Origin of the sequence: Mesorhizobium muleiense (assembly GCF_900099905.1) — a bacterium.
GTDB classification, from domain to species: Bacteria; Pseudomonadota; Alphaproteobacteria; order Rhizobiales; family Rhizobiaceae; genus Mesorhizobium; species Mesorhizobium muleiense.
The window spans coordinates 1-25,491 of the sequence record NZ_FNEE01000036.1 but is presented as its reverse complement, the minus strand read 5'-3'; the positions used below and the strand labels follow the sequence as shown (position 1 = coordinate 25,491).

The 25,491-nt window shown below is 62.9% G+C and carries 27 protein-coding genes; 13 read left to right on the top strand and 14 right to left on the bottom strand.

Annotated features, from left to right (window positions below; all coding sequences use genetic code 11):
- Window positions 1-10: 10 nt before the first annotated feature.
- From BLT09_RS31870 to BLT09_RS31860, 3 genes are read left to right on the top strand one after another with little or no spacing between them, the layout of a single operon-like run.
- Window positions 11-646, top strand: a complete 636-nt coding sequence (locus tag BLT09_RS31870) for a TetR/AcrR family transcriptional regulator (RefSeq protein ID WP_091600452.1) — start codon at window positions 11-13, stop codon at window positions 644-646.
- Window positions 643-1,179 carry a GFA family protein gene (locus BLT09_RS31865; RefSeq protein ID WP_091600451.1) on the top strand — a complete coding sequence of 179 codons (537 nt, stop codon included), beginning with the start codon at window positions 643-645 and terminating at the stop codon, window positions 1,177-1,179. Before BLT09_RS31870 ends, BLT09_RS31865 begins: the two co-directional genes overlap by 4 nt.
- Window positions 1,172-1,474 (top strand): DUF6958 family protein, encoded by a 303-nt coding sequence (locus BLT09_RS31860; protein ID WP_091600450.1) that lies wholly within the window; start codon window positions 1,172-1,174, stop codon window positions 1,472-1,474. Before BLT09_RS31865 ends, BLT09_RS31860 begins: the two co-directional genes overlap by 8 nt.
- 33 nt (window positions 1,475-1,507) lie before the next feature.
- On the opposite strand, the gene BLT09_RS31855 is transcribed toward BLT09_RS31860, so the two are convergent.
- The 4 genes from BLT09_RS31855 to rpsU all read right to left on the bottom strand — a co-directional run bounded on the left by BLT09_RS31855 (window position 1,508) and on the right by rpsU (window position 5,122).
- Window positions 1,508-2,944 carry an MFS transporter gene (locus tag BLT09_RS31855; RefSeq protein ID WP_091600449.1) on the bottom strand — a complete coding sequence of 479 codons (1,437 nt, stop codon included), beginning with the start codon at window positions 2,942-2,944 and terminating at the stop codon, window positions 1,508-1,510.
- A gap of 278 nt (window positions 2,945-3,222) precedes the next feature.
- Window positions 3,223-3,696, bottom strand: a complete 474-nt coding sequence (locus BLT09_RS31850; protein ID WP_091600448.1) for a DUF992 domain-containing protein — start codon at window positions 3,694-3,696, stop codon at window positions 3,223-3,225.
- A 154-nt stretch (window positions 3,697-3,850) separates the two neighbouring features.
- Window positions 3,851-4,696, bottom strand: coding sequence for a tetratricopeptide repeat protein (locus BLT09_RS31845; protein ID WP_091600447.1), 846 nt, complete (start codon window positions 4,694-4,696; stop codon window positions 3,851-3,853).
- A gap of 153 nt (window positions 4,697-4,849) precedes the next feature.
- Window positions 4,850-5,122: a 30S ribosomal protein S21 gene (rpsU, locus tag BLT09_RS31840; protein ID WP_023675331.1), complete on the bottom strand. Its 273-nt coding sequence runs from the start codon at window positions 5,120-5,122 to the stop codon at window positions 4,850-4,852.
- Window positions 5,123-5,527: 405 nt separating this feature from the next.
- Here rpsU and BLT09_RS31835 point away from each other — a divergent pair, with 405 nt between their 5' ends.
- Both BLT09_RS31835 and BLT09_RS31830 read left to right on the top strand, forming a co-directional pair.
- Window positions 5,528-6,037, top strand: a complete 510-nt coding sequence (locus BLT09_RS31835) for a YciE/YciF ferroxidase family protein (protein WP_091600446.1) — start codon at window positions 5,528-5,530, stop codon at window positions 6,035-6,037.
- Between the two features lie 22 nt (window positions 6,038-6,059).
- The gene (locus BLT09_RS31830; RefSeq protein WP_236473439.1) at window positions 6,060-6,467 is read left to right on the top strand and encodes a DUF6766 family protein; all 408 of its coding nucleotides are present in this window, start codon (window positions 6,060-6,062) and stop codon (window positions 6,465-6,467) included.
- A 62-nt stretch (window positions 6,468-6,529) separates the two neighbouring features.
- On the opposite strand, the gene BLT09_RS31825 is transcribed toward BLT09_RS31830, so the two are convergent.
- Both BLT09_RS31825 and BLT09_RS31820 read right to left on the bottom strand, forming a co-directional pair.
- Entirely contained in the window at window positions 6,530-6,916 is a 387-nt protein-coding gene (locus BLT09_RS31825; protein WP_091600444.1) for an SET domain-containing protein, read from the bottom strand.
- A gap of 109 nt (window positions 6,917-7,025) precedes the next feature.
- On the bottom strand, window positions 7,026-7,784 hold the full coding sequence (locus tag BLT09_RS31820; RefSeq protein WP_091600470.1) for an SDR family oxidoreductase: 759 nt from the start codon (window positions 7,782-7,784) through the stop codon (window positions 7,026-7,028).
- A gap of 260 nt (window positions 7,785-8,044) precedes the next feature.
- On the opposite strand from BLT09_RS31820, the gene BLT09_RS31815 reads away from it, so the two are divergent.
- The 6 genes from BLT09_RS31815 to BLT09_RS31790 are packed head-to-tail and all read left to right on the top strand — an operon-like array spanning window position 8,045 to window position 13,874.
- On the top strand, window positions 8,045-9,298 hold the full coding sequence (locus BLT09_RS31815; RefSeq protein WP_091600443.1) for a sarcosine oxidase subunit beta: 1,254 nt from the start codon (window positions 8,045-8,047) through the stop codon (window positions 9,296-9,298).
- Window positions 9,299-9,306: 8 nt separating this feature from the next.
- On the top strand, window positions 9,307-9,717 hold the full coding sequence (locus BLT09_RS31810) for a hypothetical protein (RefSeq protein WP_091600442.1): 411 nt from the start codon (window positions 9,307-9,309) through the stop codon (window positions 9,715-9,717).
- Window positions 9,717-10,013 carry a sarcosine oxidase subunit delta gene (locus BLT09_RS31805; RefSeq protein ID WP_091600441.1) on the top strand — a complete coding sequence of 99 codons (297 nt, stop codon included), beginning with the start codon at window positions 9,717-9,719 and terminating at the stop codon, window positions 10,011-10,013. Before BLT09_RS31810 ends, BLT09_RS31805 begins: the two co-directional genes overlap by 1 nt.
- Window positions 10,010-13,018: a sarcosine oxidase subunit alpha gene (locus tag BLT09_RS31800; protein WP_091600440.1), complete on the top strand. Its 3,009-nt coding sequence runs from the start codon at window positions 10,010-10,012 to the stop codon at window positions 13,016-13,018. The genes BLT09_RS31805 and BLT09_RS31800 overlap by 4 nt, the downstream gene beginning before the upstream one ends.
- Window positions 13,011-13,592 carry a sarcosine oxidase subunit gamma gene (locus BLT09_RS31795; RefSeq protein ID WP_091600439.1) on the top strand — a complete coding sequence of 194 codons (582 nt, stop codon included), beginning with the start codon at window positions 13,011-13,013 and terminating at the stop codon, window positions 13,590-13,592. Before BLT09_RS31800 ends, BLT09_RS31795 begins: the two co-directional genes overlap by 8 nt.
- Window positions 13,593-13,643: 51 nt before the next feature.
- Window positions 13,644-13,874 carry a hypothetical protein gene (locus BLT09_RS31790; RefSeq protein ID WP_023797528.1) on the top strand — a complete coding sequence of 77 codons (231 nt, stop codon included), beginning with the start codon at window positions 13,644-13,646 and terminating at the stop codon, window positions 13,872-13,874.
- Between the two features lie 83 nt (window positions 13,875-13,957).
- Here BLT09_RS31790 and BLT09_RS31785 read toward each other — a convergent pair whose 3' ends face one another.
- Both BLT09_RS31785 and BLT09_RS31780 read right to left on the bottom strand, forming a co-directional pair.
- Window positions 13,958-14,203 (bottom strand): DUF680 domain-containing protein, encoded by a 246-nt coding sequence (locus BLT09_RS31785; RefSeq protein ID WP_091600438.1) that lies wholly within the window; start codon window positions 14,201-14,203, stop codon window positions 13,958-13,960.
- A 239-nt stretch (window positions 14,204-14,442) separates the two neighbouring features.
- Complete coding sequence (locus BLT09_RS31780; protein ID WP_091600437.1) at window positions 14,443-15,087, bottom strand: TetR/AcrR family transcriptional regulator; 645 nt, start codon at window positions 15,085-15,087, stop codon at window positions 14,443-14,445.
- Here BLT09_RS31780 and BLT09_RS31775 point away from each other — a divergent pair.
- Window positions 15,052-15,996 carry a hypothetical protein gene (locus BLT09_RS31775; RefSeq protein WP_139172724.1) on the top strand — a complete coding sequence of 315 codons (945 nt, stop codon included), beginning with the start codon at window positions 15,052-15,054 and terminating at the stop codon, window positions 15,994-15,996. The two genes, BLT09_RS31780 and BLT09_RS31775, sit on opposite strands and share 36 nt — an antisense overlap.
- Window positions 15,997-16,001: 5 nt before the next feature.
- On the opposite strand, the gene BLT09_RS31770 is transcribed toward BLT09_RS31775, so the two are convergent.
- The 5 genes from BLT09_RS31770 to BLT09_RS31745 all read right to left on the bottom strand — a co-directional run bounded on the left by BLT09_RS31770 (window position 16,002) and on the right by BLT09_RS31745 (window position 23,163).
- Complete coding sequence (locus tag BLT09_RS31770; protein WP_268929563.1) at window positions 16,002-16,496, bottom strand: MaoC family dehydratase; 495 nt, start codon at window positions 16,494-16,496, stop codon at window positions 16,002-16,004.
- A gap of 26 nt (window positions 16,497-16,522) precedes the next feature.
- A complete protein-coding gene (locus tag BLT09_RS31765; protein WP_091600435.1) occupies window positions 16,523-17,338 on the bottom strand; it encodes an SDR family oxidoreductase in 816 nt (271 codons plus the stop codon).
- A gap of 346 nt (window positions 17,339-17,684) precedes the next feature.
- Window positions 17,685-20,816 (bottom strand): efflux RND transporter permease subunit, encoded by a 3,132-nt coding sequence (locus tag BLT09_RS31755; protein WP_091600433.1) that lies wholly within the window; start codon window positions 20,814-20,816, stop codon window positions 17,685-17,687.
- Window positions 20,816-21,976, bottom strand: a complete 1,161-nt coding sequence (locus tag BLT09_RS31750) for an efflux RND transporter periplasmic adaptor subunit (protein ID WP_091600432.1) — start codon at window positions 21,974-21,976, stop codon at window positions 20,816-20,818. Before BLT09_RS31750 ends, BLT09_RS31755 begins: the two co-directional genes overlap by 1 nt.
- Before the next feature lie 257 nt (window positions 21,977-22,233).
- A complete protein-coding gene (locus BLT09_RS31745; protein WP_091600431.1) occupies window positions 22,234-23,163 on the bottom strand; it encodes a LysR family transcriptional regulator in 930 nt (309 codons plus the stop codon).
- Window positions 23,164-23,297: 134 nt separating this feature from the next.
- Here BLT09_RS31745 and BLT09_RS31740 point away from each other — a divergent pair, with 134 nt between their 5' ends.
- Window positions 23,298-24,077 carry an alpha/beta fold hydrolase gene (locus tag BLT09_RS31740; protein WP_091600430.1) on the top strand — a complete coding sequence of 260 codons (780 nt, stop codon included), beginning with the start codon at window positions 23,298-23,300 and terminating at the stop codon, window positions 24,075-24,077.
- 205 nt (window positions 24,078-24,282) lie between these two features.
- Here the strand turns inward: BLT09_RS31740 and BLT09_RS31735 are convergent, their stop codons facing one another.
- A complete protein-coding gene (locus BLT09_RS31735) occupies window positions 24,283-24,711 on the bottom strand; it encodes a CBS domain-containing protein (RefSeq protein ID WP_091600429.1) in 429 nt (142 codons plus the stop codon).
- Between the last annotated feature and the right edge of the window lie 780 nt (window positions 24,712-25,491).

The following is a 25,491-nucleotide window of genomic DNA, read 5'->3' as shown; positions in this document are numbered from 1 at the left end:
TGTATTGGCCATGTCCAGACCAACCATACAATCCCCCGAACGCGGTGGCGCCCGTATCAGGCTCCTTGAGGCCGCGCGTGACATCATCCGCGCCAAAGGCTTCGCCGCCACCTCCGTCGATGACCTCTGCAAAGCCGCCGCCGTCACCAAAGGGGCGTTTTTCCACAATTTCGGCAGCAAGGACGCGCTGGGAGTCGCGGCGGCCGAATTCTGGGCAGAGACGACGTCTGGTTTCTTTGCCGCCGCGCCGTATCACGATCCGGCCGATGCTCTTGAGCGCGTTCTCGCCTATGTCGCCTTCCGTAAGGCGATCATAGCGGGCGACCTCCCCGAGTTCACCTGCCTGGTCGGAACCATGGCGCAGGAGGTCTACTCAAGCTCCCCTGACATTCGCGATGCCTGTGGACGAAGCATCTTCGGCCATACGGCCACGCTGGAGGCCGACATCGAGACCGCGCGGCGGGATCACGGCATTACTGGCAACTGGACGGCCGAAAGCCTCGCACGCCACACGCAAGCCGTCATCCAGGGCGGTTTCGTCCTGGCAAAGGCGGGGAACAGCCCCGACCTTGCCCGGGAAAGTCTTGACCATCTGGACCGATACATCCGGCACCTGTTTCACGTCACGGAGGAGGACGAAACATGAGCGAAGCCAAGGAGATCAGTTGCGCCTGCGGACGGGTGCGCCTGGAGGTAAAGGGGAAACCGATCGCCGTAACCGAGTGCCTGTGCAACAGTTGCAGGGCTGCAGCAGATCGTCTTGCGACGCTCCCCGGCGCAAAAAATGTCCTTACCTCTTACAGCGCGACGCCTTGTGCGGAATATCGCAAGGATCGGGTCCGGGTCCTGTCCGGCGCAGAGCATTTGAGTGAATTCCGGCTGTCCGCTGATGCGGGCTCACGCCGGGTCGTCGCGCCCTGCTGCAATACGCCGGTCTTCCTGGAAATGAAGGGCGCGCACTGGCTGAGTATCTATCTGCACCTCTGGCCGGATGAGGCGCGGCCGAAAGCCGAAATGCGAACGATGGCTGGCGACCTGCCCGATGCTTCCAACCTGCCGGGCGACATCCCCAATCTGAAAAGCCATACGGTGTCGTTCTACGCAAAGCTTCTGGCGGCGTGGGCAGCCATGGGATTCCGGAATCCAAAAGTCGAAGTGGTGGGGAAGATCGATGCCTGACGACAAGATCGAGATCGAGAACGTCAACATCCCCGGGCGGACCGAACGGGTTGATCGCGCGAAATACTTGGCCATACGCAATGCGCTTCTGACCGTCTTGCCGAGCAAGGCGCCTGGACTGAAGCTCGCAGATGCGAAAGAGGCGCTTCTGCCCCTACTTCACGACGACCTCTTTCCGCAAGGCAAGACGGCTGGATGGTGGTTGAAAGCCGTCCAACTCGACCTCGAGGCAAAAGGCATCATCAAACGCGCGCCTCACAAGCCGGTTCATCTCTACAGGCGTGGGCCAATCTAAAACTCTTACCTGAATCTCAAGTCGTCTAAGCGTCTAGCCGGTTGCTTCCTGTGGCCGGGCTGCCGGCCCCGAGATCCTCAGCGCGGCGAGGCAGCCCAGAATCCCGAGCGGCACGAAGGCGAGGAACAGCCAGGTGGCGACATTCGCCGCCGCCTCACGGTTCAGGCCTTCGGAAAAACCGCTGGCATTGGCGACGATGCCGGTCAACGCGGCACCGACCGCATAGCCGATGCGCTGCATGGTCGGTACGGCGGCGGAAGCGATCGTCTGCTCGCCGTCACTGGCCGACGCGACGATCACGCGTGTGACGAAGGGCCAGGCAATGCCGAAGCCGCCGCCCTGCAGCAAGGCGCAAAACAGGATCACCGGAATCGAACCGGCCGGCACGGCATAGGCGAAACCGGCGATGCCGGCCGCGATCATCAGCGCGCCGCCGGTGATGATCAGTCTTTCCCGCTCCGGCGGCGCATTGGCGACGAGGATCGACAGGATCGACCAGGCGATCGATTCGGCGGCGATGATATAGCCGGTGGTCAGGATCGGAATGCCGTGCAGGCTGGTCAGAAGCAGCGGCCCGTAGACGGCGAAGGAGCAGGTCGCCACCGAAAAGGCGGCGACCATGGTCATGCCTGCGCCGACCGGCGAGCGCCATGAGAACAGCCGCGACGGGAACAGCCGCGAGCCCGGCTTCAGCGCGTCGATGCGGACGAACAGCGCGAGCCCGATCAGGCCGAGGATGAGCAGCAGGGACGAGCGCAGCAGGGCAATGTCGACACCGGCCGTGGCGATCAGCACGACGCTGACGGCAAGGCAGCCGAGCGCGGCAAAGGGGAAGGGCGGCGCGGTTCCAGTGATCGACCGCGGCCGGGTTGCCTCGGGCGTGTCGAGCACGATGAAGCTCGCCAACGCCATGGCCGTGCCGCCAAGCGTGAAGACGCCGAAAGCCCAGCGCCAGGAGAGCAATTCGGTCATCAACGCACCGAGCACCGGCCCGCTGAAGGCGGCGACGCCCCAGATCGCCGACATAACGCCGAAAAGCTGCGGCCAGATGGCGCGTGGAAACAGCCGCTCGACCGAGACGAAGGCCAGCGACACCAGCGCGCCGCCGCCAAAACCCTCGATCAGGCGCCCGGCCAGGAACAGCGGCATGGACGGCGCGATGGCGCAGACCAGGGCGCCGGCCGCGTAGAGCAGGGCGGCAACCACCATGTTGGTGCGCAACGCGACATAGCTCACCAGCCGTCCGGCGGCAGCGCCGGCGACGATGGCGCCGAGCTCGTAGATCGCCAGCGACCAGCCGACCAGCTGAACCCCGGCGAGTTCGCCGACCATCGCCGGCATCACCGTTGCCACCATGGTTTCGTTGGTGGCGTGCAGCAGGATGCCGAGGCTGATGAAGCAGAAGCGCGCCAGATCGCCGCTCGCCCACAGCGCCCGCCAGTCGACCCTGTTTGTGCTGGTTTCGATCACCCCGCCCTCCCGAACTTTCGTATACGCCGATTAAAGAAATGGTGGAGCGCTCTTCGTCTCCAAATGGCACTTCGGGGATGGGTTGTAAAACCTCAACCGCAGTTGAGCTCAAGCGGTTTTTCGTGGGTGCGCTGAGGGTGCTGATGAAGGCGGGACGTCAAGATTGGCGATCATGGCGTCAGCGATGATCTTCCCTCGCACGGCGGTTCCCCAAAAGTCGTGCGGCGCCGAACAGTTCTATCCTGTTCCGCGCCGCATGCAGAGCTACGCTATGGCGTTCATTTGAAAGAGTGGATCAGTTGCAGTGAGGTGACGGCGACTGCCAGGTTGACGCCGGTCTGCGCCTGCACGTTGAGAGGCTGCAGCGAGAAGGCGCTGTTCAGCCCGCCGACCAGAAGGTTGGCGCCGCCGCCGGTCACTACGCTGGCCTCGGCGTTGACGCCATAATAGCTGCCGGCAAGATCGGCGGCATCACGGTTGCGGGTGGCCGCCAGAACCGCCCAAATCAATTCGCCCTGGTGGGTCCTGCCAACGTCGACGCCAAGCTTGGAAATGACCCCGGTATAGGCTTCCGGGGGACCGCCATGATGAGGGCGAAAGGTGCAGGCCACGCCTTTGTTGGATGTCACGATATAGCCGGTGCCGCCGTCGATGGTGCAGTCGAGCACACCGAGCTGCAGCCTTCCTGCGCTGGCAGGGGCGGCGAGAACCGTAGCGGCGAGGGCGGCGGCACAGGCGAGTTTCTTGATCATGGGAGCGGTCCTTTTCGCGAATAGCCTTGAACAACGGCTAAGCGTCCCGAGCGTTCCGCCGAGAACTTGGCGCGATCAAGACGTCAGTCGTTGAAGGTTTCGAAGCCATGCCAAACGGCAGGCCTGCCATGTCAGGCCGAAACGCCGCCGTCGGTCAGACGGCGCTGGTGCGCGCCAGGCCGTCCTTGGCCGGCTGGTAGGTGGGGCTGAGGCGCACGGCCTCGCGGTAGGCTTTTGCCGCCTTGGCCTTGTCGCCGCGCCGCTCGTAGATCAGCGCCTGGTTGGACCAGGCCTCGGCATTCTTGCCGTCGAGCTTGATCGCCATGTTGATGTCGGCGAAGGCATTGTCCTCGTCGTTCATGGCGAGATAGGAGAGGCCGCGGCCATTGTAGGGATCGGCGGCGTCCGGCGCCAGCGAGATGGCTGTCGAGAAATCCTCGATGGCGAAAGCGTGCTGGCCCTGGCTCTGATAGATCAGGCCGCGATTGTGATAGGCGCGCGCGTCTGTCGTGTCGAGCTGGATCGCCTTCTGGAAATCGTTGAACGCTTCCTGGATGCGGTTGGCTTTGCGGTAGAGATTGCCGCGGCCGATATAGGCGGCGTCATAGTCGGGATTGATCTGGATCGAGCGGTTGTAGTCGGCAAGCGCTGCCGCCTGATCGCCGAGGAAACGCTGGATGAGAGCGCGGTTCGAATAGGCCTGGTAGAAATTCGGATTGAGCTGGATGGCGGTGTTGAAATCCTTGAGCGCCGCCTGATACTGGCCGCCGCGGCCATAGGCCGAGCCACGCACATTGTAGCCTTCCGGATCCTGGGGACTGCGCTGGATGACAGCCGACAGCGAGGAGATGTTCTCGGCCGACCCTTGTGCCTTGTCGATGTTGGTGAATTCGCCGGTCGGGGCTGTCTGGCAGCCGGCGAGCGCCAAGCCAGAAAGCAGGGCTGCCGTCAGGGCGAAGCCGCACATTGCGGTTCTGCGCTCCACGCTAATTGCGTTCATGTCTGCTCTGTCCTCACTGCCCGCCCGCGCCGTCAGGTCTGTTCCCTCTCCGAACCGGCCCTCCGCGAGCTGGTCGAATTCAAAACAAAAAGGTGGCGGCGATTTCGCATCGCGCCACCTTGGGTATCCTTCGAAAAGGACGAAAAATTGGCGTCAGAACCGCGGCGGACGCGGAGCGCCGGCACCAGCGGCACCAGCCGCCACCGGGCGCGGCGTCATCGGCAGCAGGCCTTCGCGCTGAGCGCGCTTGCGTGCCAGCTTGCGGGCGCGGCGAACGGCTTCCGCCTTTTCGCGGGCGCGCTTCTCGGAAGGCTTCTCATAATGTCCGCGCATCTTCATTTCGCGGAAGATGCCTTCGCGCTGCATCTTTTTCTTGAGCGCGCGAAGCGCCTGATCAACATTGTTGTCGCGGACGAGTACCTGCACGGGCAATCCTGTCTTTCGGGTTTTGTTAACAACAGGCAAGTGGCCATAGTCGCTTGCCTCCGCGGCGGTCTACACCACGAATTGTGGCGGCTGATAGCAGAATCATGCCGCTCTGTCCACTGCCGAAACGAAAAACCCGCCTCAGCGGCGGGTCGTCGGCGCAAATCACACCATGCGCAAAGCAATAGCATAACTGCCGTCACAAAACAAGGAATTACGCGACCTCTGGTAGCATATTCGCCTGCTCGGGCGGGCTCTCCGCGCCGATGAGCGATCGTTTTCTCCGACACCGATAAATTCTTGGCTGCCCCATCCCGGCAAAACGCTCCGCCCGGCTCTATCAACGAAGGAACCAACCTCGTTCCCCAATGGTTGTTGCGGCGAAGCAAGCACAGGGGAAAACCGATGTCAGGCACCCGTGAATGGCTCGTCCAATGGCTCAAGGATGCGCATGCGATGGAGGAGCAGGCCGAAACCATGCTGAACGGCCAGCTCAATCGGCTGGAGAGTTATCCCGAGCTCAGCAAGCGCATCAGGCTGCACCTCGATGAGACGAAGGGACACGCCGCGCGCCTCGGAACCTGCCTGGAAAGACTGGGCGAAGATACGTCCGCGCTGAAGGACGCCGGCGGCAAGCTGCTGGCGATGGCGCAGTCGCTAAGCGGCGTCTTCGCCGGCGACGAGGTGATGAAAGGCTCACTGGCGAGCTACACCTTCGAGCACATGGAGATCGCATCCTACACGATCCTGATCGCAACCGCCGAGTCCCTCGGCGAAACGGAGATCGCCCGGGCCTGCGAACAAAATCTGCGTGAAGAGGAGGCGATGGCCGAGTGGCTGCACAACAAGCTGCCCGCGACTACGGAGCAGTTCCTGGCTCGCTCGGCGTCGGACAGCGACAATGCCAAGCGATGACCACAGCAGGCCGGCGAGCAACGTGAAGCGACCTTCGGTCTGGCGGGCTTACAGTTATGCCTGGATTACCCTCGGCTTCTTCATCATCTCGCTTGTCGGCCACTGGGTTTTCGGCTGGTTCGCCTATCTCGACGAGCAGCGAGCGCTTGGCCAACCGCCCGAATTCGGCGGCTATCTGATCGAGATGAGCCGCGACACGCTCGAGAACTGGCAGTCGGAATTCCTGCAGCTGCTCTGGCAGGTCGGTGGCCTGGCGTTCCTGCTCTTCGTCGGATCGCCGCAATCGAAGGAGAGTACCGACCGTATGGAGGCCAAGATCGACGCGCTTCTCAGGCTTGTCGATTCGGAGAAGGGCAAGGAGGCGATTCGCGAGCTGGATCTGCAGTATGAAGGCCGCCACACCGACCAGCCGCACGCCCATCGGAACTGATCTGGGGGCTGGAAATGTGGCCCGGAGCCGATCATACTTCGGCTCGGGCCGGCGGGCTTCCTCTATGCCGCGGTCAAATGAAGCCGCTCGAAATCCTCGAAGAACTCGCCGTAGTCGCAGGTTATTTCCTCGCCCGCCGCTATGGCGCGGATCGCGGTTGCCCCGCCATACCGAGAAAAATCAGTGTTCGGCCTTTCGGAATGGTTCATGAAGCGGCCATTGTCGACCTCATAGACGATGAATCCGGGCCGGTCCGGGCTTGGATAGGCATATCTGTCGAGCAATTCCCTGAGGTGCGGCGGCGCCGTCCTATATTTTTCGATCGGGATCAGCCGGTCGAGATCCGGATCGAGCCGCCAGATCGACGCTCCCTTCCTGATCGGCTCGGCGGCGAACACGCCGACGCCCTGGATTGCGCTAGCAGCGATGTAGGTCCTGATCAGCAGCATGTTTTAGGCCCGTCTTCGAACAAAAGTGTCCGAAGAAATCGCCAAATCGCACTGGAAAGCAAGACCGCTTTTGCGACATAGCGGCTTGCTTGCCCATGCGGGAAACGCCTCACGTCCGATTGATCGAAACCCCGCCATCGGCAAACAGCGCGGTTCCGGTGGTGAAGCTCGACGCGTCAGAAGCCAGATAGAGCGCCGAGTGGGCGATCTCCTCAGGCTCGGCGACGCGCTTCAAGGCATGCAGGTTTTCAACGAAGGCTCGCGATTCGGGTGTCTTGAATGTTGCCGAAGGCGTGTCGGTGCCGCCCGGCAGCAGCGCGTTGACACGCACGCCTTTGGCGCCGTATTCGGCGGCAAGCACCTGCGTCAATCCGATCAGCCCGGCCTTGCTTGCGGCATAGCTGGTCATGCCGGGCATGCCGACGGTATGGCCGACAAAGGTAGAGGTGAAGATCAGCGAACCGCCGCCGCGATTGATCATGGCCGGCACCTGGTATTTCGCGCCGAGAAAGGCGCTGGTCAGGTTGGTGTCGAGCGTTTCTCGCCATCCCTCCAGCGACAGCTCCGAAATCGGGCCCGTCTTGCCGACCGAGCCGGCGTTGTTGAAGGCGATATCCAGCCCGCCGAATTTCTCGACCGCCAAGTCGACAAGGGCTTTGGCATAAGCTTCGTCGCGAACGTCGCCGGCAAGGGCGATCGCCGTGCCGTCGGCTTCCTCGATTTCCGCGACGAGCGCGTCCAGCTCTGCCTGGCGACGGGCAGCGACGACCAGCTTGGCGCCTTCCTCGGCAAAGAGTTTTGCCGTGGCGCGGCCGATGCCGGAACTGGCGCCGGTGACGATGGCGATCTTGTTGGCGAGTGCGAGCATTTTTTGCATCCTTCTTTCGCGCCAGCTTTCGCCGGCAATCGGATGCTTGGTCGCAGATCGAGGCGGCACGAGCCACCCGATACCTGAAGGCGTCCGGATGCGTCGTTCGGCTCGTTGCTCGACAGGTCTTTTTGGCCGTGGCGCAAAACGGCAAGCGCCGTCGCAAACAGCGCAAGGGTGGCAGCGCTGTTTCGCTAGTGATACACCTCGCGCGCCGGGGCTCGATTGGATGTCCGGCCGCTATCTGCGAGGCTGGAACGTTGAAGAAATACTCGGTATTCGCCATCGCCCGCGAGGCCATGCGCGGCCACAAGGGCTGGGAGGAACAGTGGTCCTCGCCAGAGCCGAAGAAGGAGTACGACGTCATCATCGTCGGCGCCGGCGGCCATGGCCTGGCCACCGCCTATTATCTCGCCACGGTGCACGGCATCACCAATGTCGCGGTGCTGGAAAAGGGCTGGCTCGGCGGCGGCAATACCGGCCGCAACACCACCATCATCCGCTCCAACTATCTCTATGACGAGAGCGCCGGCATCTACGACCACGCGCTGAAGCTGTGGGATGGGCTCAGCCAGGAGCTCAACTACAACGTCATGTATTCGCCGCGCGGCGTCATGATGCTGGCCCACAATGTGCACGACATCCAGGTCTTGAAACGCCACGTCCATGCCAACCGTCTGAACGGCATCGACAATGAATGGCTGACGCCGGAAGCCGCCAAGGAATTCTGCCCGCCGCTCAACATTTCGCGCGATGCCCGCTATCCGGTGATGGGCGCGACCCTGCAGCGTCGCGGCGGCACCGCCCGCCACGATGCGGTCGCCTGGGGCTATGCGCGCGGTGCCTCGGCGCGCGGCGTCCACATCATCCAGAATTGCGAGGTCACCGGCGTCAAGCGGGCGCCGAACGGTTCGGTCACCGGCGTCGAGACGACGCGCGGCTTCATCGGCGCCAAAAAAGTCGGCGTCGTTGCCGCCGGCCATTCGTCCGTCATCATGGACATGGCCGGCGTGCGGATGCCGCTGGAAAGCTATCCGCTGCAGGCGCTGGTTTCCGAGCCGGTCAAGCCGGTCTTCCCCTGCGTGGTGATGTCGAACACGGTGCACGCCTATATCTCGCAGTCCGACAAGGGCGAACTGGTCATCGGCGCCGGTACCGACCAGTATATCTCCTATTCGCAGACCGGCGGCCTGCACATCCTGCAGCACACGCTCGACGCCATCTGCGAGATGTTCCCGATGTTCACGCGCATGAAGATGCTGCGCTCGTGGGGCGGCATCGTCGACGTGACGCCCGACCGCTCGCCGATCCTGGCCAAGACGCCGGTGCCCGGCCTCTATGTCAATTGCGGCTGGGGCACGGGCGGCTTCAAGGCGACGCCGGGCTCGGGCCATGTCTTTGCCCACACCATCGCCAGGGACGATCCGCACCCGATCAACGCGCCCTTCACCATCGAGCGCTTCCGCACCGGCCGCCTGATCGACGAGGCGGCGGCGGCGGCGGTGGCGCACTGAGCACCGCAATGACGCGCAAGACTCACACCTTGCTTTTCGGATTGGCCCTCGTTGGGGGCACGGTGCTGTTCGCACTGCTGGTGGTTCGGGAGATTTTGGTTCGAATTGGATACGAGGCAAATACGGTCGATCCTGTCATGGGGGCCATGTTTGCCGTAATCGGAGTACCTACCTTTGGCTGCGTGGTGGCGTCTATGCTACCGAAATTTTTCGCGGACATGTTTCTGAACGACACCTATCCAAGGCCTAGGTTCTTTGGACCGCGAAAGCAGGTGGACGTCGATCGAGCCAGAGAGAAATTGCGGTCAGTAGGACTACTCATCGAAGACGGTCCTGACGAAAAAAATGTTGTGACAAACCGTGGCAAGCATGACGCCTCTCCGCACGGTGAGTCGATCAAACCCAAGAAAGTCGATTGATGCTTCTCATCCGCTGCCCCTATTGCGAGGAAGAGCGTCCGGAACTCGAATTCCGCAACGCCGGCGAGGCACATATCGCGCGTTCGGCGGATATGGCCGCGACAAGCGACGACGATTTCGAAAAGTTCTTCTTCATCCGCTCGAATCCCAAAGGCATCATCTATGAGCGCTGGCGGCACATGCATGGCTGCGCGCGGTTCTTCAATGCCGTGCGTGACACCGTCAGCGACAGGTTCCTGATGACCTACAAGGCCGGCGAGCCGAAGCCGGCGAAGCTGCCGGGAGCCTTCGAATGATCGCGACGTTCCGCATTCCCGGCGCCGGGCGCCTCAAGCAGGCAGAGACCGCGCGGTTCAGCTTCGACGGCCAGTCCTATGCCGGCGTCGAAGGCGAAACGCTGGCCTCGGCGCTGCTCGCCAACGGCGTCCATCTGGTCGGCCGTTCGTTCAAATATCACCGGCCGCGCGGCTTCCTGTCCGCCGGGGCGGAAGAGCCCAACGCGCTGGTTGAGATCAAGCGCGACTCGGCCAGGAGGACGCCAAATGTCCGTGCCACCGTGCAGGAGCTCTATGACGGGCTGACGGCACAGTCGCAGAACCGCTGGCCGTCATTGGCCTTCGACGTCAGCGCGCTCGGCGACATCGCCTCGCCGCTGCTTTCGGCGGGCTTTTACTACAAGACCTTCATGTGGCCGAAGTTCGCCTGGAAAAACTTTTACGAGCCCAGGATCAGGGCTGCGGCAGGGCTTGGCGTCGCTCCCGACCAGCCGGATCCCGACCATTATTCGGCGCGCTTTGCCCATTGCGATGTGCTGGTGCTGGGCGGCGGTGCTGCCGGCATCGCCGCCGCACTTGCCGCGGCCGAAACCGGCGTACGCGTCATCCTTGCCGACGAGCAGGTGGATTTCGGCGGCAGCCTGCGCTTCGAAAGCGGCGCCATGATCGACGGCCAGGACGGTTTTGCCTGGGCGCAAGGCGCAGTCGCGACACTCAGGGCCATGGACAATGTCCGCGTGCTGTCGCGCACCACGGCCTTCGGCTATTACGCGCAGAATTTCGTCGGGCTGGTCGAGCGCGTCAGCGACCATCTGCAGAACCTCGGCCGCGAACTGCCGCGCGAGCGGCTGTGGCAGGTCCGCGCCAAACGCGTGGTGCTGGCGACCGGTGCCATCGAACGGCACATGGTGTTTGCCGACAACGATAGGCCAGGGGTCATGCTGGCGTCGGCGGCGCGCACCTATCTCAACCATTTTGGCGTCGCGGTCGGCAGGAATGTCGGCGTCTATACCGCCAATGACTCCGCCTATGCGGCGGCGATTGACCTGAAGAAGGCCGGCATCGGCGTGGCGGCGATAGTCGACCTGCGCGACAACCCGACCGGGTCGGTGATCGACGAGGCGAGGGCGCTCGGCATCGAGGTCAATTTCGGCCGCGCGGTGATCCGCGCCGGCGGCAAATTGCGGGTTTCGTCGATGACCGTGCAGCCGAAGAATGGCGGCGGCGAGCGCACCATCCCGGTCGACGCCATCCTGATGTCGGCCGGCTGGACGCCGTCGGTGCATCTGTTCTCGCAATCGCGCGGCAAGGTCGCCTTCAACGACGAGACCAAGCGTTTCGTGCCCGGCACCTACGCCCAGGATTGCGTCTCGGTCGGCGCCTGCAACGGCACCGACGGGCTGTCGGCGACGATCGACGAGGCCTATGCGGCGGGCGCCAAAGCGGCGAAGGATGCGGGCGTCAAGAATGCCGGGGCCAACGTCGTCAAGGGCACCAAGCCGAAGGTCGACGCCAGCGAGAGCTGGTCGCGCGGCATGCTGGGTGCGGCGCCCGGCGCCGGGCCGGACACGACGGTAAAAGCCTTCGTCGACTTCCAGAACGACGTCACCGCCAAGGACATCCGCCAGGCGGTGCATGAAGGCATGCGCTCGATCGAGCACGTCAAGCGCTTCACCACCAATGGCATGGCGACCGACCAGGGCAAGACCTCGAACATGCACGGCCTGGCCATCGCCGCCGAGACGCTGGGCAAGCCGATCCCGCAAGTCGGCCTGACGACGTTCCGGGCGCCTTACACGCCGGTGACCTTCGGTTCGATCGTCGGACACGCGCGGGGTCCGCTCTTCGACCCGACCCGCAAGACGGCGATCCATCCGTGGGCCGAGGCTCAAGGTGCGGTGTTCGAGGATGTCGGCCAATGGAAGCGCGCCTGGTATTTTCCCAAAGCAGGCGAGGACATGCACGCCGCGGTCGATCGCGAGTGTGTTACGGTGCGCAAGACGGCCGGCCTGTTCGACGCCTCGACGCTGGGCAAGATCGAGGTGGTCGGGCCGGATGCGGCGAAGTTCATGGAGCTGCTCTATACCAATCCGTGGGAGAAACTGGAGCCCGGCCGCTGCCGCTATGGCATCATGCTGCGCGAGGATGGTTTCATCTATGACGACGGTGTCGTTGGCAGGCTTGCAGCCGACCGTTTCCACGTGACGACGACGACGGGCGGTGCGCCGCGCGTCATGAACCATATGGAGGACTATCTCCAGACCGAGTTTCCGCATCTCAACGTATGGTTGACCTCGACCACCGAGCAGTGGGCGGTGATCGCCGTGCAGGGACCGAAGTCGCGAGAGATCATCGCGCCGCTGGTCGAGGGCATCGACATGTCGGACGGGGCGCTGCCGCATATGTCGGTGCGCGAAGGCAGGATCTGCGGCGTGCCGACAAGGCTGTTCCGGATGTCGTTCACCGGCGAGCGCGGCTTCGAGGTCAATGTGCCGGCCGACTACGGCCAGGCCGTCTGGGAAGCGCTGTGGGCCGAGGGCCAGAAGCACGGCGCCTGTGCCTACGGTACCGAGGCGATGCACGTGCTGCGTGCCGAAAAAGGCTACATCATCGTCGGCCAGGACACCGACGGCACGGTGACGCCCGGCGATGCCGGGCTCGACTGGGCGGTCGGCAAGAAGAAGACCGATTTCGTCGGTATCAGGGGCATGGCTCGGCCCGACCTGGTCGCCAAGGGGCGCAAGCAGCTTGTCGGCCTGAAGACCAAAGACCCAAAAGTCGTGCTGGAAGAAGGCGCGCAGATCGTCGGCGATCCGAAGCAGGCGATCCCGATGACGATGATTGGCCATGTCACCTCGAGCTACTGGTCGGAAAATTGCGGCCGCTCGATTGCGCTGGCCCTGGTTGCCGGCGGCCGCGACCGGATGGGCGAGACGCTCTACGTGCCGATGCCCAATGCGACAATCGAGGTGGAGGTCACCGGCATGGTGTTCTTTGACGACAAGGGGGAGCGCCTCAATGGCTAAGGCTGCCGCGAAGGAATCTGCCGCCGCTGCGCCGTCGGTCGAACGCCGGCCGGCTCTCGCCGGTCAGGAGCTTTCCGTAACCGGCGTTACGCTTGCTGTGTTGCCGCCGGCGCAGCGTATTTCGCTGCGCGCGCCGGACGCCTCGGTCGCGGCGCTTTCGAAGGCGCTTGGAGTGAACCTGCCGCGGAAGCCCAAAACCTCGGCGGCAAAGGCCGGGCGCACGGCATTGTGGCTTGGGCCGGACGAATGGCTGGTCATCGACGAGGTGGGAAAAGACCCGCTCGCCGATTGCGCCGAGGTCACAGTGCTGCATTCGGCGGTCGGCATCTCGCATCGCAACGTCGCCATCTCGGTCATCGGTCCAGCGGCGGCGGCGACGATCAATTCAGGCTGTCCGCAGGATCTGTCGCTGGACGTCTTGCCGGTGGGCGCGGCTTCGCGCACCATCCTGGGCAAGGCCGAGATCGTGCTGTTGCGCATCGCAGCCGACGCGTTCCGGGTTGAATGCTGGCGCTCTTTTTCCGATTATGTCTTTACTTTCCTGTCGGAGGCGGCCGGCGACGCAGCGGCTTAGGAATGTTCGCTGGGCTCGACCGTTTGCCGGAGCAAGTCGGGGAGAATGTCGATGCCGTCGAAATCCGCGCCGAATCCAGCGGCTCAGAAGACGCCGGCCGTGCGCTCGTTCGAACACGAGCAGCACAAAGAACCAAACATTGAAGAGGAACTCGAGGAAGGGCTCGAGGACACGTTTCCGGCCAGCGATCCGGTGTCGATCACCGGGACTTCGATTCCCGGCGCTCCTGCAAGACCTGGCAAGGCCAAGATCGTGGCCGGAATGAAGAAGCGCAGGAAATAACATTCATCAGGCTCCGGCGAGCCGGGTCGCCGGCCACGAGAGCAGGCGGTCAGGATTTCCTGTCGTCGCTTTTGTTTCGAACGTCAGAACGTGCTGGGCACGATCCACGGGTCGATGTCGATGCCGAGCCGCGGGTCCTTGCTTTCCGTTGAGCCCTTGTGGGTGGCCGCGCCTGCCTTCTCGACCGATCCGGTCGCGCCGCAATCGAGCTTGATGCCGGTGTCGGCGCAGGCCGCGGCCGGCGCCTGTTTGTCGGGCTGACTCTGGTCGGCGAAGGCAGCGCCCGAGAATGCAAGCACTGCCGCGACGGTGAGGATTGTCTTTTTCATGGTCTGTCTCCGGGCTGGACGACTGGATTTGTACATGTACGACATAGCGTACATATACGACCGGCGAATATGAAGTTCAAGTCGGAAATTGTACATGTACGAAATTTTGACGGCGAGCGTGGCGCTAGCCCGCCGGGTCGCGATCCAGGCCACCAGGGTCCTACACGCATAGATTGATTCCCCAGGCCTTCGCCCTGTTTCGCTTGCCTGTCAGCTATCCGAAACCGAACAAAAACCCTTCAGCAGTTGACCGGCGTCTCGGTCAGCGGCGGCACGTCCTGCGTGGCCAGCGCGGCAAGCGTGAAGTCGCACATCCGCTTGACGAAAGCCTGCTGGTCGCCGAACGGATAGTAGGGAAAGGTGATCAGCAGCGAGATCGTGCCGTGGCCGACCGCCCACAGCATGGTGGCGATGGCGCGCGGATCGCCCTTCAGCCTGCCGGCTGCGACGCAGGCTTCGACCCTCTTGATCAGCACCTTCATCAACGGGTTGCCCTCCTGCATCTCGGCGAAGGTCCTGCCTTCCGGGGGCTTGACCTTCTCGGTCATGAATATCGTGCGATACTCGTTGGGGTTGCCAAGGCCGAAGGCCGCATATTCGGTCATCACCACTTGCAGCGCCTCGATCGGATCGTCGGCCGGGTGATCCTCGATACGCTTTGCCAGAGTCTTGAACGCGTCCTCGGCCAACGCGAACAAGATGTCCTGCTTGTCGGCAAAATAGGAATATACCGACATCGGCGCATAGCCGACACGCTTGGCCAGCTTGCGGATGGTGAGGCCTTCATAGCCTTCTTCCTGGACGAGCTTGTGCGCGGCGTCGACAAGTTCGGAGCGCAGTTCGGCCTTTTGTTTCTCGCGGCGTGTCTGGACGCTAAGCGGCAATTTTCGCCTGCCTTCTGTTTGTGGCTGGCTAAATTATATACGCTGTACGGAATCGGACAAGGCGCGGTCAAAAATCGGCGTCCTTCTCAGCCATTTTCGCCCAAACATCGATCACACGTGTTACCTGGGCAGAACGACGCGACATCGGACTGTTACAACCAGAGGTTAGCTGCAGCCCGGCCAAGAGATTTTGTTGCTAGGGCCGAGATGACCATGACCGAGCTTTCTTCCGTTGCGCCAAACGCAGATCCACTTTCTCACGATGCCATGCTGGCCCTCAGGCGGGTGGTCATGGTTGCATGGTTGGCGATCGCGCTCGGATTCGCCATGGAGGCGCTTACTCTGGCTGTCAGGCTTGCAGCGGGTTCTCACCCGGCTACCACCCTGATCCTGATCGAATTGGCGCAAGGCGTGACGTGGGCGTTCTTCGTCTGCGCCGGTCTCAGCCTCGGCACGGCGATCGCCAAGGTACGAGCCTCGCTCGGCGGCCTGATCGCTGCAATCTCGGCACCACTGGCGATGGCCATCGCCAAGGGGTCGCAAAAGGTCATGGTAACTGCTCTTGATGCGGCCACAAAACCGGCCACCCTCTCGCTCACCACGCTGGGCGTGCTGCGGGCGATCGAATATGGCCTGCTCGGCTGGATCCTGGCCTCGCTGGCGTCGAAGGAAAAACCCCGTCCGCTCCATTTTGCGCTGGCAGGCACCGCGATAGGCGCGGTGTTCGGCGGCGGAATCACGGTGCTGACGATTGAGACGGCCGCGGCGAACGGCGTTGCGCTTGAATTGCCGCGGGCGATCACAACCGGCCTCAACGAGATCGTGTTTCCGATCGGTTGCGCACTGGTCGTCTACATTGCCCTGCAGGTCGGCCGGCACATGAAGATGATCTCTGGCGAGGTTCGTTGAACCGTTCAGGCCGCTTCTGGCTCGCGCTCGATCAATGTCAGCGTCAGCCAGCGCGCGGTCAGCGCCGGCTTTTTCGAGCCCTCGATCTCGATCGTCACGTCATGCGCGGTCTGCACCCACCCCGACGGCCTGACCTTGACGTCGGCCAGCACGAAACGGGTGCGGATGCGCGCGCCGGTCTTCACCGGCGCCAGGAAGCGCAGCGAGTCAAAACCATGGTTGACGCCCATCTTGCTGTTTTCGAGCGGCGGCATGGTCTCGAAGGTCATCGCCGACAGAAGCGAAAGCGACAGAAAACCATGCGCGATGGTGCCGCCGAACGGCGTCTCGCGCTTGGCGCGCTCCGGGTCGCAATGGATGAACTGGTGGTCGTCGGTGGCGTCGGCGAACTGGTCGATCATGCGCTGCGAGACCACCCGCCACGGCGACACGCCGACCTCCTTGCCGACGCTGGCCAGAAGCACATCGAGACTGATCGGTTCCACGCTGATGTCCTCCATTTCAACCGTCCGGAGCGCGAGCGGCTTCATTCCTTGAACAGTGTCAGCCCATGCTGCACCGACTGCCCGCCATCGATCGGCAGGATGGCGCCGGTGACATAGCTGCCGGCACGGCTGCACAAATAGAGCGTTGCGCCGGCAATGTCATCCGACGCGCCGATGCGACGAAGCGGAACATGGCCGCCGACTTGTCTTGCCTGTTCCTCGCTCGCGGTGGCAAAAGCTGTCATCCGGCTCTGGAAGGGGCCGGGGGCGAAGGCATTGACGGTGATGCGGCGGGCGGCGAACTCGATCGCCAAGATGCGCGTCAGATGGTGAACAGCAGCCTTTGAGGCAGAGTAGGAGTAAGCGTCGTCGGCCAGCGGCTGCGTGCCCATCACCGAACCCAGATTGATCACCCGGGCCGGATCGGCATCGCTGGCGGCGGCGTCGAGCAGCGGCAGAAGCTCGCGCGTCAGTTGGAAGACCGCAGTGACGTTGACGCCGAACACCCTGGCCCAGGCATGGTAGGGAAAACTTTCCAGCGGCGCCCCCCAGGAGACGCCGGCATTGTTGACCAGGATGTTCAGCCGCTCGGTCCGCGCCTTGACCTCGTCGACCAGTGCCGCGATGCCAGCCTCGCTGGAGACATCGCCGGCAAAGCCCTGGGCCCGGCCGGTGCCGCCGAGGCCGTTCAGGTCATCGGCAACCCTGATGCAGTCCTCACCCTTGCGCGAGGCGATCATCACGGTGGCGCCGGCCCTGACCAAAGCGGTCGCCGCCATGCGGCCGATGCCGGTCGCAGCCCCGGTCACCAGCGCGGTCTTGCCAGCCACCGAAAACAGCTCGTCCAGATAGCTCATCGCAATTCCTCCGCGCCCGTGCCTCGCCCAGAAGAAAGGCTGCCATGGTCAGGGCCGCAAATCTCTTCAGGCAAATGATAGTGCCCAATTTGTATTGGAGATCAACTTGTTGAAGTCGGCGCCGCCCCTTATCGCCCTGCCGGGCACTTCTCCCCGCAATAGTGACGGGAGAAGGAGCTGATCGCAACGCCGGCGCCCTTCTTGCGACGCCGGTGATTGGCGAAACCGGTGACGAGAGGCCCTCTCCCCGTCCCTATACGGGCAGAGGATGCCGGCAGGCAGATGAGGGGCAACGCAAACGCTCGGAATGAGCGGTCACTGGTCTAAGCTGAAGCGATTGTCCTGCCTACTCAGCCGGCTCGACATTGGTGTAGGCGGCTTGTTCGAGCTCGCGTTTCAGCCGCGATGCCTCTTCCACCTTCGGCGTGACGAAGCGGCCGAGCAGGAGATAGGCGACCGGTGTCAGGAACAGCGTCGAGACGGTGGCCAGGCCCAGACCGCCGACGATCACCCAGCCAAGCGCGATGCGCGCCTCGGCGCCGGCGCCGCTCGCCAGCACCAGCGGCACGCCGCCGAGCACGGTGCAGATCATTGTCATCATCACCGGCCGCAGCCTTATGGTGGAGGCCTGCTCGATCGCCTCGCGCACGCCGAGCCCGCGGTCGCGCAACTGATTGGCGAACTCGACGATCAGGATGCCGTTCTTGGCCATGACGCCGACCAGGAGCACCAGGCCGATCTGGCTGTAGGCGTTGAGGCTGGTACCGCTGAGCAAAAGGGCAAAGATCGCGCAGGCAAGGCCGAGCGGCACCGTCGCCATGATGATGACCGCGCTGACGAAACTCTCGAACTGGGCGGCGAGCACCAAAAGGATGATGACCAGCGAGAAACCGAAGATGGTGATCATGGCGCTGTTGGTCTCGCCCAGTGTCGCCGCCTCGGCCAACGGGACGATGCGGCTGCCCGACGGCAGAAGCGGCGTGGCGATTGCCTCGGCGCGGGCGAGCGCCTGGCCGAGCGCGAAATCACCGCTGAGGTTGGAGGTGATCGCCACCGACGGCTGCTGCTGCTCGCGGGTCAGCGAGGGCGGCACGGCGCGCTCGGTCAAAGTGGCGATGGTCGACATCGGCACGAAGCGGCCGTCGGCCGTCTTCAGGAAGATGTTCTCCAGATCGGTCGGATCGTTGATCGGATTGGTCGTCGAGACGAGTTTCACCCCGTAGCTGCGGTCGGCGATATAGACATCGACGACATCATTGCCGTCGAGCATGGCCTGGAAGGAATCGGCCAGCCTGGTGATGTCGATGCCGAGGTCGGAAGCGCGCTCGCGGTCGATGGCGACGGAAAGCTGGGGCTGCGTCGGGTCGACGGAGAGCCGGGGCGACTGGAAGCGGGCGTCCTTCTGCATCTCGGCGATGATCTTCACCGCAGCGTCGCCGAGCGCCGCACGGTTGTTGCCGACCAGCGCGAACTGCAGGCCGTTGCCGGCGCCGCGAATCCCGAGGCTGTTGGGCTGCATCGGAAAGACGCGCACGCTCGGCACCTGCCGGGTGAGCCGTCTGATGTCGGCCATGATCTGCTGCTGGCTGCGGGTGCGCTCGTCCCATGGCGCCAGCGTCATCACCATGAACCCGGCATTATAGGCGCCGTTGCGGCCGGCGCTCTCGAACGTATTGCGGATTTCGCCGGAATCGCGCAGCGGCTCGATCAGTTTTTCGATCTTCTGCATCTGCTGCGTCGTGTAGTCGAGGCTGACGCCTTGCGGCGCGTCGACGCGCATGAGCACGACGGCACGATCCTCGGTCGGCGTCAGTTCCTGGCGAATCGTGCCGAACAGCGTGAAGGCGGTGGCTGCAAACAGCAGCGCGACCAGGAGCACGATCCACGGCGCGTCGAGGCAGATGCGCAGGCAGCGCCGGTAGAGCGTGTTCAGTGCGCGGCCGATGCGGGCACCGATGCCGCTGCCGCCTTCGTAGTGAAGCGGGGCAACCGACAGCATGCGCGAGGCAAGCATCGGACAAAGGGTCAGCGCCACGACGGCGGACAGAAGCACCGATATGGCGAGAACGAAGCCGAATTCGCGGAACAGGCCGCCGGTCTGGCCGGGCAGGAAGGAGATCGGCACGAAGACGGCGACCAGCGTCAGCGTCGTGGCGATGACGGCGAAAAACACTTCCTGAGCGCCAAGCACGGCTGCGGCACGTGGCCCCATGCCTTCGTTGCGGCGTCGCACGATGTTTTCCAGAACGACGATGGCGTCGTCGACGACCAGGCCCGTCGCCAGCACCAGGGCCAGCAGCGTCAATATGTTGACCGAGAAGCCGGCAAGATAGATGGCGGCGATCGTCCCGATCATGGCGACCGGCATCGCAAGCCCAGGAATGAGCGTCGCGCGCCAGTCGAGGAGAAACACATAGATGACGATCAGCACGATGGAGACGGACAGGCCGAGTGCGATCTCGACCTCATGCACCGCGCCGTTGACGAAGACCGCATCGTCGCTGGTGACCTTGATCGACATGCCCTGAGGCAGATCCGCCTGCAGCGCGGCGACGGCGGCCCTGACGCCGGTCGAAATATCCAGCGTGTTCGATTCCGCCTGGCGGATGATGCCGAGACCGATGCCGGTCTTGCCGTTCGAACGCAATGTGGTCTGACCGATGTCGGGGCCGAGCGTGACGGTGGCGACGTCGCGAATGCGGGTCGTGCCGCCGATGATGATGTTTTCGAACTCCTCCGGCGTGGTCACGTCCGCCGTCGGACGCACGATCAGATCCTGGTTGGTCGTGGTGATCGAGCCGGCAGGCGAATCGAAAGCGACCGAGGCCAGCGCTGTCCTCAGGTCGGCGACGGTGAAGCCCAGGCCGGCGAGCTTGTTCTGATCGACATCGATGCGAAATATCTTGTCGCGGTCGCCATAGACCTGGACGTCGGCTACGCCAGGCACCGCGGCAAGCTCGTCCTCGATCTGGTCCTGGACCAGCACCGTCATGTCCTGCACCGACATGGTGTCGGAGGTGACAGCCAGCCGCATCACCGGCTCGGAATTGGCATCGGCCTTGACGATGCGAGGCGCATCCGCCGTATCCGGCATCTGGTCGGCGACGCGGCCGACGCCATCGCGCACATCGGAGGCGGCGACGTCGAGGTCGACGCCGTCGTTGAATTCGATGGTGACGCGGCTTGTGCCGAAGGACGAGGTGGACGAGATCGACTTCACACCAGAGACGCGGGCGACCGCGCCCTCAATCACGTCGGTCAATTCGCGGTCGACGGTCTCGGCTGCAGCGCCTTCAAAGGTCGTGTTGACGGTGACGACGGCGCGATCGACATCCGGCAGTTCGCGGATTTCGACACCGTAAAAGGCAGCAAGGCCGGCGACCGCGATCAGCGTGTTCAAAACGAAGGCCATCACCGGCCTGCGGATGAACAGCGCGGTGAATCCTGTGTCGCTGGCTGCGTTGTTGGTTGCGGTCATCAGCCGTCGGCGTCCGCGGCGCGCAGTTGTTCGCCGGCGATGCGGACCTCGCCGCCTTCGCTGACATTCTGGGTGCCCTCGGTCACCACCATGTCGCCGCTGACGATTGGGGCATCGATCAGCACGGTCTCAGTGTTGCGCTGGATGATGCGCACCGCAACCCGCTTGGCCTTGCCGTCCACGATGGTCCAGATATAGGCGCCGTCCGAACCCCATTGTATCGCCAGCGGACTGACCGCAGGATAGCTGTCGCCGGGGAACTTCATGGTGATCTGGAAGGACATGCCGGCACGCAGCGAATCGGCCGGATTGGCGATCTTTGCCTTGACCAGAAGGGTACGGCTGGCTTCATCGATGTGGTTGTCGATGGCGGAGACCGTGCCGGTATAGGCTTTGTTTGGGTTGGCGATTGGCGTCGCCGACAATTGCGCGCCGACTTTGACGACGGCGGCGAAGCGCTCCGGCACCCAGAATTCGACCAGTATGCTGGAGCGGTCGTCAAGGGTGGCGACCGCCGACTGGCTGGTCACATAGTTGCCGGCTGATATCGGCAGGATGCCGACGACGCCGGCGATCGGCGCGACGATCGAGCGGCGCTGCAAGGCCAGTTCCGCATCGCGAAGCGCCAGCTTGGCATTGGCCAGCACCACCTCGGCATCGGCAACGGAGACCGCCGTCGCAGCGTTGGAAGCCCGCAACGATTTGACCCGGTCGAGCTTGGCCTGCGCGTCCTGCAAGGCAACCTTTGCGCGGTCCTGTGCGATCACCTCGGTGTCGGAATCGAGGGTGGCAATGATCTGTCCTTTTTCGACATGGGCGCCGGACTCGACCAGAAATTCGACCAGGCGGCCTGAACTGTAGGGATTGACCGTCACCGAGGCGTAGGCTCGGCCGGTGCCGATTGCCCGCAGGCGATCATTGATGACGGCCGTGGCCGCCGGCAATGCGACGATAGTCGCCAGTTGGCCGGCGTCGCTGCGGCGGCCCGCTTGCCCGGCGTTGTCGACGGCGCTCGTCGCTGTCGGAGGCGTCGCGGCATCAGCCCATTCGATGCCCCAGCGCGCCAGCACATCCGGCGCGCCTGGAAAAAAGCGAACCCAGGCGGCCGCGGCCGCGACGAGGATCACAAGTGAAAAAACGATCTGTTTCCAGGCGGCCATCGGCACTCCGGTTGGCAAGATCCCGTCTACGCTTCCCAAGCTGAAGTAGACGCGACAGCACCCTCCGACACAGGGGATGGCCCGTCGATATCAAAGCTTTATGGCAATTCTCCCGCTCGCTTGCACATTAAATCGGTGTAACGTTGATAGGGCCCTACGCTTGAGTCAAACTGGCTCAGCCGGCTGAGCCAATGGAGTAGTGGTCAGTTTGAAACAATCGTTGCGGTGGAAGAAGCGCATGGTAGGCAGGATCGACTTCAGATGTGACTCGCTTTGCTGTCAATCCTCTTCAAATCGAGCCTCGGAATGAGAAAGTCCAAAAATGCTTTAACTTTGGGGGGCTGAACGCCGCCTCCAGGCCGGATCGCATAGAGGGTTGGTTCGGGCCCTGCCCACTCGGGTAGGACACGAACCAGTCTCCCAGCGGCAACGTCCGACTTGACGCGCACATGGTTGGTCATGAACAGACCAACTCCCTCCAGCAGGAACCCGTGAAGAGCCTCTGGATCGCTGGCGACGGCCACTGCTCGTACTTTGAACTGGGACCGCTCGCCGCCGCTCGATAGGGGCCATTCTACTGCCGGACGATTGAAATAGAACTCTGTCAACAGACAGGCATGTTCCGTCAGCTCCGATGGATGCTGTGGCGTCCCCGCACGTTCCAGGTAGGTCGGGGCCCCATAGATGCCCATCGGCAATGCGCCGAGCCGCCGAGCCGTTAGCGTGGAATCGGGCAGGGTGCCTTCCTGGAGCCGGAAAGCGATGTCTATGTCCTTGGCGACAAGGTCGACGACCTCGTGCCCAAGAAGCAATTGCGGTAACACCTCTGGATAGAAGCGGCGAAACTCGGTGAGCAGCGGAGTGAGGACGCGAGTTGCCAGCCAGTACGAGGCTGCAATCCGAAGCCATCCGCGCGGATGTTGCTGCAACTCCGCCACTGCGTTCTCCGCATCCTCCAGATTCTTCACCACTCGTTCGCAGTGCTGGAAATATACCGCGCCCGCTTCAGTCAGCTTCAGGCTGCGCGTTGTCCGATTCAGCAGTTGTGTCCGCAGTCTGGATTCCAGCTCCTGCACCTTCCGGCTGACCCGTGTCTTCGGCACCTTGAGCACGCGCGCTGCCGCTGTGAAGCTCCCTTCCTGCACCACCTTTACAAAAGCGACCGTATCGCTGAAGTCGCGCAGCATATGAGTCCTCCAGCAAGTTCGGATTGTCTCTCATTTTGAGACATTGATGTCCTAATCCGCTCGGTAATCAAGTCAGGTCCGTCAGGGTAGATCATGATTGTCCTATCAACAGCAAAACCAACTGGAGAACTGCCATGATCAAATCCCTAGCGATCGCCGTCGGTGCGCTGACGCTTTCGGTAACTGCTGCTGACGCACAAAGCGCGCCGCTCCGCAACGTCGTTCTCGTCCACGGCGCCTTTGCCGACGGAGCTGGATGGCGAGGCGTCTACGACCAACTAACAAGTCGTGGCTACAAAGTCTCGATCGTCCAGAATCCGCTCACGTCGTTCGAAGACGATGTCGCCGCAACGCGTCGCGTGCTCGCCCGGCAGGATGGGCCAGCCATCCTCGTCGGTCATTCCTACGGTGGCACGGTAATTACAGAAGCCGGCAACGCTGCCAATGTTGCGGGCCTCGTCTATGTCGCTGCCTTCGCTCCAGATGTCGGTCAATCCACGCTGGACCAATATGCCGAAATTCCTCCGCCGCCGAACTTTCAGCCTGACGTGCAGCCCGATGGCTTCGCGTTCCTGAAGATTGAGACGTTTAAGGCCGGCTTTGCTGGGGATACCAAGGATGCCGATGCCGCATTCCTGCGCGACTCCCAAGTGCCGATCGCTATGAAGGCGCTTGAGGCCAAGGTGACGACGGCGGCGTGGAAGACCAAGCCAAGCTGGTACGTTGTCGCGACTGAGGACGGCGCTATTGCGCCCGAACTGCTTCGGAGCACCGCCGATCGTATCGGGGCGGTCACCACCGAGGTCAAAGGCAGCCATGTGGTATTCCTTACCCAGCCACAGGCCGTAGCCGACGTCATCGAACAGGCTGCCAAGGGTGTAGTGCCGGGCGATACCGCGGTGGCACCGAACTGACATCGCCCAAACGTAGCTCTGAGCCACGGCCAAGAGCGCAAGTGGGAAACGTGCAAAGATACTGGAGCAGCCGGGAGCGTCATCGACGTCCCCGGCATTATGACAGGAAGGCCTGATTTACGGCTCGGTAGAGCCGTCGCTTTGAGACGCGACAGCGCTAATGCGCCGCTGAACTCAGTTTGACCACGCAGCCGGGCAGAGCGCTTTACGTCGCGTGTGCGCCGCCGGGTACGACGACACCGGACATCGCGATTCCGGCGGTTGCCGGATCTTCCTTCAGCACCGCGTCCGCGAGCGAGACCACGCCCACCAGGCGCTTGTCGCGATTGAGGACAGGCAACCGCCTGACCTGGATGTCACCCATATTCTGGGCGACGTGCTCGATATCTTCGTCCTCGAAGCAGTATTTGACATCCTTGGTCATCACGTCGCGGACCGTGGCATTGCCGTCCTTGCCCTCGGCGACCGCACGCACGACGATGTCACGATCGGTGATCGTTCCGACGAGTCGGTCGTTTTCTCCAACTGGCAGGAATCCGACATCGTCAACCGCCATGCGTTTCGCGATTTTCTGCAACGACTCGCCAGGACTGGCGAGATGAACGTTGGGGGTCATTATCTCAGCGACTTTCATGGTGAATCTCCCTGTTCGCGCCCAGAACGGCATCAACGCCGGCAGTCGTCGAGCGAGATTGGTCTGGAAGACGTATTGAGGGCCTCAGGCCTGTCGCGCTGCGACGCTCGCTCGGCGGCCTCGTTCTTCGCTGATGGAACTAACAGCCGGGCCGAATGGTTCCAGCCGTTGGGCCGCGCCGCCATAGATATTCGCCGGAACCATCGGGCTCCGGTCCCGTTTGCCGTAAATACCGCCTTGCAGACCGGACATGGGCGGCGTGACCCTTGAAGCTTCCCGTTTTGTTCCCATATAGGGTGAAAGGACGGGAGACGGTTCCTCCGCCGGGTCCCGCGCGGAGACATAGGTAACAAATCGCACCTAAGACATGGTGTAGTGCGCCCCTGAACTGAGACGCCAAAAGCGTAACAGTTCTCCGCAAAAAAGATTGAAATCGTTGTTGACACTTTGGATGGGCGCCGACTATATACGCCTCACCAACGAGGGCGGCGCGCCGCTGGCGACGAAGAAGTTCGCTTCTAGATCTGCCCTCTGCGAAATTCAAGAGAGCCGCGTGAGCGACACTCGAACGGCCCCGAGCCACAAGCGTACGGGCCACGACACCGCGTCTGCGATGTCTGTTCTTTGATAATTGAATATTGAAGAAAGAGAAACGTGGGCGGCAGAGTCCTGCTGAGCCTTTCATCCCGCCAGGGATGTTGGGTTCGAACGAGACTTTGGCGGACACGTTTTGAGAGAATAAGTCTACCAGGGCATGAAAGTGTCCAGGTGTGAATGTTC

Bases quoted from the DNA above. Each gene is read 5' to 3' on its own strand.
- BLT09_RS31870 (WP_091600452.1), top strand. From the start codon at position 11: ATGTCCAGACCAACCATACAATCCCCCGAACGCGGTGGCGCCCGTATC.
- BLT09_RS31865 (WP_091600451.1), top strand. From the start codon at position 643: ATGAGCGAAGCCAAGGAGATCAGTTGCGCCTGCGGACGGGTGCGCCTG.
- BLT09_RS31860 (WP_091600450.1), top strand. From the start codon at position 1,172: ATGCCTGACGACAAGATCGAGATCGAGAACGTCAACATCCCCGGGCGG.
- BLT09_RS31850 (WP_091600448.1), bottom strand. From the start codon at position 3,696: ATGATCAAGAAACTCGCCTGTGCCGCCGCCCTCGCCGCTACGGTTCTC.
- BLT09_RS31845 (WP_091600447.1), bottom strand. From the start codon at position 4,696: ATGAACGCAATTAGCGTGGAGCGCAGAACCGCAATGTGCGGCTTCGCC.
- BLT09_RS31835 (WP_091600446.1), top strand. From the start codon at position 5,528: ATGTCAGGCACCCGTGAATGGCTCGTCCAATGGCTCAAGGATGCGCAT.
- BLT09_RS31825 (WP_091600444.1), bottom strand. From the start codon at position 6,916: ATGCTGCTGATCAGGACCTACATCGCTGCTAGCGCAATCCAGGGCGTC.
- BLT09_RS31820 (WP_091600470.1), bottom strand. From the start codon at position 7,784: ATGCTCGCACTCGCCAACAAGATCGCCATCGTCACCGGCGCCAGTTCC.
- BLT09_RS31810 (WP_091600442.1), top strand. From the start codon at position 9,307: ATGACGCGCAAGACTCACACCTTGCTTTTCGGATTGGCCCTCGTTGGG.
- BLT09_RS31805 (WP_091600441.1), top strand. From the start codon at position 9,717: ATGCTTCTCATCCGCTGCCCCTATTGCGAGGAAGAGCGTCCGGAACTC.
- BLT09_RS31800 (WP_091600440.1), top strand. From the start codon at position 10,010: ATGATCGCGACGTTCCGCATTCCCGGCGCCGGGCGCCTCAAGCAGGCA.
- BLT09_RS31795 (WP_091600439.1), top strand. From the start codon at position 13,011: ATGGCTAAGGCTGCCGCGAAGGAATCTGCCGCCGCTGCGCCGTCGGTC.
- BLT09_RS31790 (WP_023797528.1), top strand. From the start codon at position 13,644: ATGCCGTCGAAATCCGCGCCGAATCCAGCGGCTCAGAAGACGCCGGCC.
- BLT09_RS31785 (WP_091600438.1), bottom strand. From the start codon at position 14,203: ATGAAAAAGACAATCCTCACCGTCGCGGCAGTGCTTGCATTCTCGGGC.
- BLT09_RS31770 (WP_268929563.1), bottom strand. From the start codon at position 16,496: ATGGAGGACATCAGCGTGGAACCGATCAGTCTCGATGTGCTTCTGGCC.
- BLT09_RS31765 (WP_091600435.1), bottom strand. From the start codon at position 17,338: ATGAGCTATCTGGACGAGCTGTTTTCGGTGGCTGGCAAGACCGCGCTG.
- BLT09_RS31755 (WP_091600433.1), bottom strand. From the start codon at position 20,816: ATGACCGCAACCAACAACGCAGCCAGCGACACAGGATTCACCGCGCTG.
- BLT09_RS31750 (WP_091600432.1), bottom strand. From the start codon at position 21,976: ATGGCCGCCTGGAAACAGATCGTTTTTTCACTTGTGATCCTCGTCGCG.
- BLT09_RS31745 (WP_091600431.1), bottom strand. From the start codon at position 23,163: ATGCTGCGCGACTTCAGCGATACGGTCGCTTTTGTAAAGGTGGTGCAG.
- BLT09_RS31740 (WP_091600430.1), top strand. From the start codon at position 23,298: ATGATCAAATCCCTAGCGATCGCCGTCGGTGCGCTGACGCTTTCGGTA.
- BLT09_RS31735 (WP_091600429.1), bottom strand. From the start codon at position 24,711: ATGAAAGTCGCTGAGATAATGACCCCCAACGTTCATCTCGCCAGTCCT.